15 protein-coding genes and 1 pseudogene are annotated in these 7,002 nt (G+C 66.3%); all 16 read left to right on the top strand.

Features of this window, described 5'->3' with window-relative positions; translation table 11 throughout:
* Window positions 1-214 (top strand): annotated as a pseudogene (locus tag BGN98_RS12625) (50S ribosomal protein L2); the annotation flags it as partial.
* A gap of 12 nt (window positions 215-226) precedes the next feature.
* Entirely contained in the window at window positions 227-508 is a 282-nt protein-coding gene (rpsS, locus tag BGN98_RS12620) for a 30S ribosomal protein S19 (protein ID WP_005050512.1), read from the top strand.
* 38 nt (window positions 509-546) lie between these two features.
* Entirely contained in the window at window positions 547-930 is a 384-nt protein-coding gene (gene rplV, locus BGN98_RS12615) for a 50S ribosomal protein L22 (protein ID WP_005050511.1), read from the top strand.
* On the top strand, window positions 930-1,691 hold the full coding sequence (rpsC, locus tag BGN98_RS12610; protein WP_005050510.1) for a 30S ribosomal protein S3: 762 nt from the start codon (window positions 930-932) through the stop codon (window positions 1,689-1,691). The genes rplV and rpsC overlap by 1 nt, the downstream gene beginning before the upstream one ends.
* Window positions 1,691-2,110 (top strand): 50S ribosomal protein L16, encoded by a 420-nt coding sequence (gene rplP, locus BGN98_RS12605; RefSeq protein ID WP_029145865.1) that lies wholly within the window; start codon window positions 1,691-1,693, stop codon window positions 2,108-2,110. Before rpsC ends, rplP begins: the two co-directional genes overlap by 1 nt.
* Window positions 2,110-2,424, top strand: coding sequence for a 50S ribosomal protein L29 (rpmC, locus tag BGN98_RS12600; protein WP_005050508.1), 315 nt, complete (start codon window positions 2,110-2,112; stop codon window positions 2,422-2,424). The genes rplP and rpmC overlap by 1 nt, the downstream gene beginning before the upstream one ends.
* The gene (rpsQ, locus tag BGN98_RS12595) at window positions 2,424-2,789 is read left to right on the top strand and encodes a 30S ribosomal protein S17 (protein ID WP_005050507.1); all 366 of its coding nucleotides are present in this window, start codon (window positions 2,424-2,426) and stop codon (window positions 2,787-2,789) included. Before rpmC ends, rpsQ begins: the two co-directional genes overlap by 1 nt.
* A gap of 3 nt (window positions 2,790-2,792) precedes the next feature.
* Window positions 2,793-3,161 (top strand): 50S ribosomal protein L14, encoded by a 369-nt coding sequence (rplN, locus tag BGN98_RS12590; RefSeq protein ID WP_005050506.1) that lies wholly within the window; start codon window positions 2,793-2,795, stop codon window positions 3,159-3,161.
* A 5-nt stretch (window positions 3,162-3,166) separates the two neighbouring features.
* On the top strand, window positions 3,167-3,526 hold the full coding sequence (gene rplX / locus BGN98_RS12585) for a 50S ribosomal protein L24 (RefSeq protein ID WP_005050505.1): 360 nt from the start codon (window positions 3,167-3,169) through the stop codon (window positions 3,524-3,526).
* A 2-nt stretch (window positions 3,527-3,528) separates the two neighbouring features.
* Window positions 3,529-4,119, top strand: coding sequence for a 50S ribosomal protein L5 (gene rplE / locus BGN98_RS12580; protein WP_036284609.1), 591 nt, complete (start codon window positions 3,529-3,531; stop codon window positions 4,117-4,119).
* A gap of 87 nt (window positions 4,120-4,206) precedes the next feature.
* A complete protein-coding gene (gene rpsH / locus BGN98_RS12575; RefSeq protein ID WP_005050503.1) occupies window positions 4,207-4,605 on the top strand; it encodes a 30S ribosomal protein S8 in 399 nt (132 codons plus the stop codon).
* Between the two features lie 6 nt (window positions 4,606-4,611).
* Complete coding sequence (gene rplF, locus BGN98_RS12570) at window positions 4,612-5,148, top strand: 50S ribosomal protein L6 (RefSeq protein ID WP_288121584.1); 537 nt, start codon at window positions 4,612-4,614, stop codon at window positions 5,146-5,148.
* Window positions 5,149-5,150: 2 nt separating this feature from the next.
* A complete protein-coding gene (rplR, locus tag BGN98_RS12565) occupies window positions 5,151-5,510 on the top strand; it encodes a 50S ribosomal protein L18 (protein ID WP_005050501.1) in 360 nt (119 codons plus the stop codon).
* A 32-nt stretch (window positions 5,511-5,542) separates the two neighbouring features.
* The gene (rpsE, locus tag BGN98_RS12560; RefSeq protein WP_269429743.1) at window positions 5,543-6,187 is read left to right on the top strand and encodes a 30S ribosomal protein S5; all 645 of its coding nucleotides are present in this window, start codon (window positions 5,543-5,545) and stop codon (window positions 6,185-6,187) included.
* Window positions 6,187-6,372 carry a 50S ribosomal protein L30 gene (rpmD, locus tag BGN98_RS12555; RefSeq protein ID WP_005050499.1) on the top strand — a complete coding sequence of 62 codons (186 nt, stop codon included), beginning with the start codon at window positions 6,187-6,189 and terminating at the stop codon, window positions 6,370-6,372. Before rpsE ends, rpmD begins: the two co-directional genes overlap by 1 nt.
* Window positions 6,372-6,959 carry a 50S ribosomal protein L15 gene (rplO, locus tag BGN98_RS12550; RefSeq protein WP_288121583.1) on the top strand — a complete coding sequence of 196 codons (588 nt, stop codon included), beginning with the start codon at window positions 6,372-6,374 and terminating at the stop codon, window positions 6,957-6,959. Before rpmD ends, rplO begins: the two co-directional genes overlap by 1 nt.
* Window positions 6,960-7,002: the final 43 nt, after the last annotated feature.

Genomic DNA, 7,002 nt, shown 5'->3' with positions numbered 1-7,002 from the left:
CGGCCGCAACCGCTGGAAGGGCATCCGCCCGACCGTCCGCGGTGTCGCGATGAACCCGGTCGACCACCCCCACGGTGGTGGTGAGGGCAAGACGTCCGGTGGACGTCACCCCGTTTCTCCTTGGGGCCAGGCTGAGGGTCGCACCCGCCACGCCAACAAGGAAAGCGACAAGTACATCGTCCGTCGTCGCAACGCCGGCAAGAAGCGCAAGTAGGAGTAGAGGAAGATGCCTCGCAGCCTGAAGAAGGGCCCCTTCGTCGACGAGCACCTGCTTCGCAAGGTCGTCTCGCAGAACGATGCCGGCACCAAGAACGTCATCAAGACCTGGTCGCGCCGTTCGATGATCATCCCCGCCATGCTGGGACACACCATCGCGGTGCACGACGGACGCAAGCACATCCCCGTGTTCGTGTCCGAGACCATGGTCGGTCACAAGCTGGGCGAGTTCGCGCCCACCCGCACCTTCCGCGGCCACGAGAAGGACGACAAGAAGGGTCGCCGCCGCTGACGCGGTGGCGTTCCAGAGAGGACTAGAGGAGGAGAGAAATGGTGGAATCCATCGCACGCGTGAAGCACATCCGCGTGACCCCTCAGAAGGCTCGTCGTGTCGTCGCGCTGATCAAGGGAAAGCAGGCTCAGGAGGCCCTGGCCATCCTGAAGTTCGCCCCGCAGGCTGCCAGTGAGCCGATTTACAAGCTCGTGGAGTCGGCGATCGCCAACGCCCGCGTGAAGGCCGACAAGGACAGCGAGTTCCTGGACGAGCAGGACCTGTACGTGGCCAACGCGTACGTGGACGAGGGGTCGACGCTCAAGCGCTTCCGTCCCCGCGCCCAGGGTCGCGCCTTCCAGATCAAGAAGCGCACGAGCCACATCACCATCCAGCTCGCGACCCCCGAGGTTGCCGAGACCAGCAAGAAGGCGAGCAAGTAATGGGACAGAAGGTCAACCCCTACGGCTTCCGCCTCGGCATCACCACGGACCACGTGTCGCGTTGGTTCTCCGACTCCACGAAGCCGGGCCAGCGTTACGCCGACTACGTGGCCGAGGACATCAAGATCCGCAAGCTCCTCCAGACGCAGCTGGACCGCGCCGGCGTGAGCGGGATCGAGATCGAGCGCACGCGTGACCGTGTCCGCGTCGACATCCACACCGCCCGCCCCGGCATCGTCATCGGACGCCGCGGCGCCGAGGCCGAGCGCATCCGTGCCGACCTCGAGAAGCTCACGGGCAAGCAGATCCAGCTGAACATCCTCGAGGTCAAGAACCCCGAGGCCGACGCTCAGCTGGTCGCCCAGGGCATCGCCGAGCAGCTCTCCGCCCGCGTGGCCTTCCGCCGCGCGATGCGCAAGGGTCTGCAGGGCGCGCAGCGCGCCGGCGCCAAGGGCATCCGCATCCAGGTCTCGGGCCGCCTCGGCGGCGCCGAGATGAGCCGCTCGGAGTTCTACCGCGAGGGTCGTGTGCCGCTGCACACGCTGCGCGCGAACATCGACTACGGCTTCTACGAGGCCAAGACCACCTTCGGCCGCATCGGTGTGAAGGTCTGGATCTACAAGGGCGACCTCACCAACAAGGAGCTCGCTCGCGAGCAGGCCAACGCGCCGAAGGCGCCTCGCGGTCGTGACGACCGTGGTGGCGACCGTCGTCGCGCGCCCCGCAACGAGGCGCCCGTCGCAGAAGGAGCATCGGCATAATGCTTATTCCCCGTAAGGTCAAGTACCGCAAGCAGCACCACCCGGGGCGCTCGGGCCAGGCCACCGGCGGCACGAAGGTCTCCTTCGGCGAGTTCGGCATCCAGGCCCTCACCCCCGCGTATGTGACCAACCGTCAGATCGAGTCCGCTCGTATCGCGATGACCCGTCACATCAAGCGTGGCGGCAAGGTGTGGATCAACATCTACCCCGACCGTCCGCTCACCAAGAAGCCGGCCGAAACCCGCATGGGTTCCGGTAAGGGTTCGCCGGAGTGGTGGGTCGCCAACGTCAAGCCGGGTCGCGTCCTGTTCGAGGTCGCGGGCGTCAACGAGCAGCTCGCTCGCGAGGCGCTCACCCGTGCAATCCACAAGCTGCCCCTGAAGGCACGCATCATCAAGCGCGAGGAGGGCGACGCGTAATGGCCGTCGGAACCAAGACGCTCGCTCCGAGCGAGCTGGACACGTTCGAGGACCAGCGCCTCGTCGAAGAGCTGCGCAAGGCCAAGGAAGAGCTGTTCAACCTGCGCTTCCAGTCGGCTACCGGCCAGCTCGAGAGCCACGGCCGCATCCGCGCGGTCAAGCGCGACATCGCGCGGCTCTACACCGTGATCCGCGAGCGCGAGCTGGGCATCCGTGCCACGCCCGCGCCCGTCGAGGTCGCGTCCAAGGCGAAGAAGACGAAGGCCAAGAAGGCGGATGACGCTGCCGAGGCCACGAAGGAAGAGGCCGAGTGATGGCTGAGACCACCGAGAAGAAGGCCGCCAAGAAGGCGCCGGCCGCCGAGGCTGTCGTCGAGGCGCCCGCTGCCGGTCACGAGTCGGCCGCTCACGACGTGCGCGATGCGAACGCCCGTGGCTACCGCAAGTCGCGTCGCGGCTACGTCGTCAGCGACAAGATGGACAAGACGATCGTCGTCGAGGTCGAGGACCGCGTGAAGCACCCGCTCTACGGCAAGGTCATCCGTCGCACGTCGAAGGTCAAGGCCCACGACGAGCAGAACAGCGCCGGCATCGGCGACCTCGTGCTGATCAACGAGACCCGGCCGCTCAGCGCCACCAAGCGGTGGCGTCTGGTCGAGATCCTCGAGAAGGCGAAGTAAGAAATGATCCAGACTGAGTCCCGCCTCAAGGTCGCCGACAACACCGGCGCCAAGGAGCTGCTCACGATCCGTGTGCTCGGCGGTTCCAACCGCCGTTACGCCGGTCTCGGCGACATCATCGTCGCGACCGTCAAGGACGCGATCCCCGGCGGCAACGTCAAGAAGGGCGATGTGGTCAAGGCCGTCATCGTTCGCACCAAGAAGGAGGTCCGTCGTCCCGACGGCTCCTACATCAAGTTCGACGAGAACGCCGCCGTCATCCTGAAGAACGACGGGGAGCCCCGCGGCACCCGCATCTTCGGACCGGTCGGCCGTGAGCTTCGTGACAAGAAGTTCATGAAGATCGTGTCGCTCGCACCGGAGGTGATCTGACCGTCATGGCCAAGATCAAGAAGGGTGACCTGGTTCAGGTCATCACTGGCAAGAAGCAGGACAAGGGCGGCGACCGCGGCAAGCAGGGCAAGGTTCTCGACGTTCTCGTCGAGCAGAACCGCGTCATCGTCGAGGGCGTCAACTACGTCACGAAGCACAACCGTGTGGGTCAGTCCCAGCGCGGCACCAAGACGGGCGGCATCGAGACGATGGAAGCCCCGATCCACATCTCCAACGTCGCCCTCGTCGACCCCTCGACCAAGAAGCCGACCAAGGTCGGTCACCGTGTCGAGGAGCAGACGAAGGATGGCGTGAAGCGCACCGTCCGCGTGCGCTACGCGAAGAAGAGCGGCAAGGACCTCTGAACATGAGCAGCACCACTGCCGCGGCGGCTGGCAAGATCCAGCCCCGCCTGAAGCAGAAGTACCAGGGCGAGATCAAGAAGGCCCTGCAGGACGAGTTCGGCTACGCCAACGTCATGCAGATCCCCGGGATCGTCAAGGTCGTCGTGAACACCGGTGTCGGCGAGGCAGCTCGCGACTCCAAGGTGATCGACGGTGCGGTCGACGACCTCACCAAGATCACCGGCCAGAAGCCGGTCGTCACGAAGGCCCGCAAGTCCATCGCGCAGTTCAAGCTGCGCGAGGGTCAGGCCATCGGTGCGCACGTCACCCTCCGCGGTGACCGTGCCTGGGAGTTCCTGGACCGTCTCGTGAACCTCGCCCTGCCGCGTATCCGCGACTTCCGCGGCCTGTCGCCCAAGCAGTTCGACGGTCACGGCAACTACACGTTCGGTCTGCAGGAGCAGTCGGTCTTCCACGAGATCAACCAGGACAAGATCGACCGCGTCCGCGGCTTCGACATCACGATCGTCACCACGGCGAAGACGGATGACGAGGGCCGGTCGCTGCTGCGCCAGCTGGGCTTCCCGTTCAAGACGGACGAGAACCAGGCCTGACACCCCCCGACCTCTCCGGTCGGTCCATCAAGAAGGTCGGCTGTCGTGTAACGGCATCCGAAACCGCTGAACAAAGGAAACCAAGAAATGACGATGACAGACCCGGTCGCTGACATGCTGACCCGTCTGCGCAACGCGAACTCGGCGCACCACGACTCCGTGTCGCTGCCGAGCTCGAAGCTCAAGACCCACATCGCCGAGATCCTCCAGCAGGAGGGCTACATCTCCGGCTGGGAGGTCTCCGACGCCCGCGTCGGCCAGACCCTCACCCTCACGTTGAAGTACGGCCCGAACCGCGAGCGGTCGATCGCCGGCATCAAGCGCGTGTCGAAGCCGGGTCTGCGCGTGTACGCACGCTCGACCGAGATCCCCAAGGTTCTCGGCGGCCTGGGCGTCGCGATCCTGTCCACCTCCTCCGGTCTTCTCACCGACCGTCAGGCAGAGCAGAAGGGCGTGGGTGGGGAAGTCCTCGCCTACGTGTGGTGATCTGACATGTCGCGTATTGGACGTCTTCCCATCGACATCCCCGCCGGCGTGACCGTTTCGGTCGACGGCCAGGATGTCACGGTCACGGGCCCGAAGGGCGAGCTCGCGCTCTCCGTCGCCAAGCCCATCGAGGTCAAGGTCGAGGAGAACCAGGTTCTGGTCTCGCGTCCCGACGACGAGCGCGAGTCGCGTTCGCTGCACGGACTGACCCGTACCCTCATCAACAACAACATCATCGGCGTCACCCAGGGCTACACCAAGGGCCTCGAGGTCGTCGGCACCGGTTACCGCGTCGCGCAGAAGGGGACGGCGGTCGAGTTCGCGCTCGGCTTCTCGCACCCGGTTCTCGTCGAGGCGCCGGCCGGCATCACGCTGACCGTCGAGGGCAACAACAAGCTCACCGTCAGCGGCATCTCGAAGCAGGCCGTCGGTGAGGCCGCCGCGAACATCCGCAAGATCCGCAAGCCCGAGCCCTACAAGGGCAAGGGTGTGCGCTACGCGGGCGAGGTCGTTCGCCGCAAGGCCGGAAAGGCTGGTAAGTAATCATGGCTGTCAAGTCGAAGAGCGACGCGCGTTCGCGTCGTCACCTGCGCCTTCGCAAGAAGGTCGTGGGCACCGAGGCCCGTCCGCGCCTCGTCGTCACCCGCTCGGCCCGCCACGTCTTCGTCCAGCTCGTGGACGACAGCAAGGGCGTGACCGTCGCGTCGGCGTCGACTCTCGAGTCGGACCTGCGCACGTTCGACGGTGACAAGACCGCCAAGGCCCGCAAGGTCGGCGAGCTCGTCGCCGAGCGCGCCAAGGCGGCCGGTTTCTCGGACGTCGTGTTCGACCGCGGTGGCAACCGCTACGCGGGCCGTGTCGCAGCGATCGCCGAGGGCGCCCGCGAGGGAGGTCTGAACCTGTGAGCGATGCAACTACTCAGAATGTGGAGAACGAAGTGACCGAGCAGGCTGCGGCCACCGCTCCCGTCGAGCGCGAGGCCCGCGAGCCCCGTCGTGGCGGTCGCGAGCGCAACCCCAACCGCGACCGTGGTTCGCGCGACGCCGAGAAGAGCCAGTTCCTCGAGCGCGTCGTGACGATCAACCGCGTGTCGAAGGTCGTCAAGGGCGGTCGCCGCTTCAGCTTCACGGCGCTCGTCGTCGTGGGTGACGGCAACGGTCTCGTCGGCGTCGGCTACGGCAAGGCGCGTGAGGTCCCCCTCGCCATCTCCAAGGGTGTCGAAGAGGCCAAGCGCAACTTCTTCCGCGTGCCCCGCACCGGCTCGTCCATCCCGCACCCGGTGCAGGGTGAGGCCGCTGCCGGTGTCGTGCTCCTGCGTCCGGCCGCCGCCGGTACCGGTGTCATCGCCGGTGGCCCGGTGCGCGCCGTGCTCGAGTGCGCCGGTATCCACGACGTGCTCTCCAAGTCGCTCGGTTCGTCGAACACGATCAACATCGTGCACGCGACCGTCGAGGCGCTGAAACAGCTCGAGGAGCCCCGCGCGGTCGCCGCGCGTCGCGGTCTCGACTTCGACCAGGTGGCTCCGGCCCGTCTGATCCGTGCCGAGGCCGACGCCGCGGCCGCTGCGAAGGTAGGTGCCTGATGGCCGCGCGTCTCAAGGTGACCCAGGTCAAGTCCAAGGTGAGCGAGAAGCAGAACCAGCGTGACACGCTGCGTTCGCTCGGCCTGAAGCGGATCGGCGACTCGGTCGTCCGTCCCGACGACGCGCAGACGCGCGGCTACGTCAAGGCTGTCGCCCACCTCGTCAAGGTTGAGGAGATCGACTGATGGCCGAGAAGGCTGAGAAGGCGACCGAAGAGGTCGCTGTGAAGAACACCGAGAAGAAGGCCGCCGCCAAGCCGGCTGCCAAGAAGACCGCCGAGAAGCCGGCCGCGAAGAAGGCTCCCGCCAAGAAGGCGGATGCCGAGGTGTCGCGCCCCGGTGTGCTCAAGGTCCACCACCTGCGTCCGGTCCCGGGCTCCAACACCGCAAAGACCCGTGTCGGTCGCGGTGAGGGCTCGAAGGGCAAGACCGCCGGTCGTGGCACCAAGGGTACGAAGGCCCGTTACCAGGTGAAGGCCGGTTTCGAGGGCGGCCAGATGCCGCTGCACATGCGTACGCCGAAGCTGCGCGGGTTCAAGAACCCGTTCCGCGTCGAGTACCAGGTGGTCAACCTCGACAAGCTGGCTGAGCTGTACCCGGCCGGTGGCGACGTCACCGTCAGCGACCTCGTCGCCAAGGGTGCGGTGCGCAAGAACGAGAAGGTCAAGGTGCTCGGCACCGGCGACATCTCGGTCAAGCTCACCGTCGCCGTCGACAAGGTCTCGGGTTCGGCCGAGCAGAAGATCGTCGCCGCAGGCGGTTCGGTCAAGTAATTCCACGGCAGGGGCCGGAGGCGAGCCTCCGGCCCCTGTTGCC

It is taken from the genome of Microbacterium sp. 69-7 (assembly GCF_001897985.1).
Classification (GTDB): domain Bacteria; phylum Actinomycetota; class Actinomycetes; order Actinomycetales; family Microbacteriaceae; genus Microbacterium; species Microbacterium laevaniformans.
This window is presented reverse-complemented; position numbering and strand designations above follow the sequence as displayed.

Coding starts and splice junctions, on each gene's coding strand:
- rpsS (WP_005050512.1), top strand. CDS start 227: ATGCCTCGCAGCCTGAAGAAGGGCCCCTTCGTCGACGAGCACCTGCTT.
- rplV (WP_005050511.1), top strand. CDS start 547: ATGGTGGAATCCATCGCACGCGTGAAGCACATCCGCGTGACCCCTCAG.
- rpsC (WP_005050510.1), top strand. CDS start 930: ATGGGACAGAAGGTCAACCCCTACGGCTTCCGCCTCGGCATCACCACG.
- rplP (WP_029145865.1), top strand. CDS start 1,691: ATGCTTATTCCCCGTAAGGTCAAGTACCGCAAGCAGCACCACCCGGGG.
- rpmC (WP_005050508.1), top strand. CDS start 2,110: ATGGCCGTCGGAACCAAGACGCTCGCTCCGAGCGAGCTGGACACGTTC.
- rpsQ (WP_005050507.1), top strand. CDS start 2,424: ATGGCTGAGACCACCGAGAAGAAGGCCGCCAAGAAGGCGCCGGCCGCC.
- rplN (WP_005050506.1), top strand. CDS start 2,793: ATGATCCAGACTGAGTCCCGCCTCAAGGTCGCCGACAACACCGGCGCC.
- rplX (WP_005050505.1), top strand. CDS start 3,167: ATGGCCAAGATCAAGAAGGGTGACCTGGTTCAGGTCATCACTGGCAAG.
- rplE (WP_036284609.1), top strand. CDS start 3,529: ATGAGCAGCACCACTGCCGCGGCGGCTGGCAAGATCCAGCCCCGCCTG.
- rpsH (WP_005050503.1), top strand. CDS start 4,207: ATGACGATGACAGACCCGGTCGCTGACATGCTGACCCGTCTGCGCAAC.
- rplF (WP_288121584.1), top strand. CDS start 4,612: ATGTCGCGTATTGGACGTCTTCCCATCGACATCCCCGCCGGCGTGACC.
- rplR (WP_005050501.1), top strand. CDS start 5,151: ATGGCTGTCAAGTCGAAGAGCGACGCGCGTTCGCGTCGTCACCTGCGC.
- rpmD (WP_005050499.1), top strand. CDS start 6,187: ATGGCCGCGCGTCTCAAGGTGACCCAGGTCAAGTCCAAGGTGAGCGAG.
- rplO (WP_288121583.1), top strand. CDS start 6,372: ATGGCCGAGAAGGCTGAGAAGGCGACCGAAGAGGTCGCTGTGAAGAAC.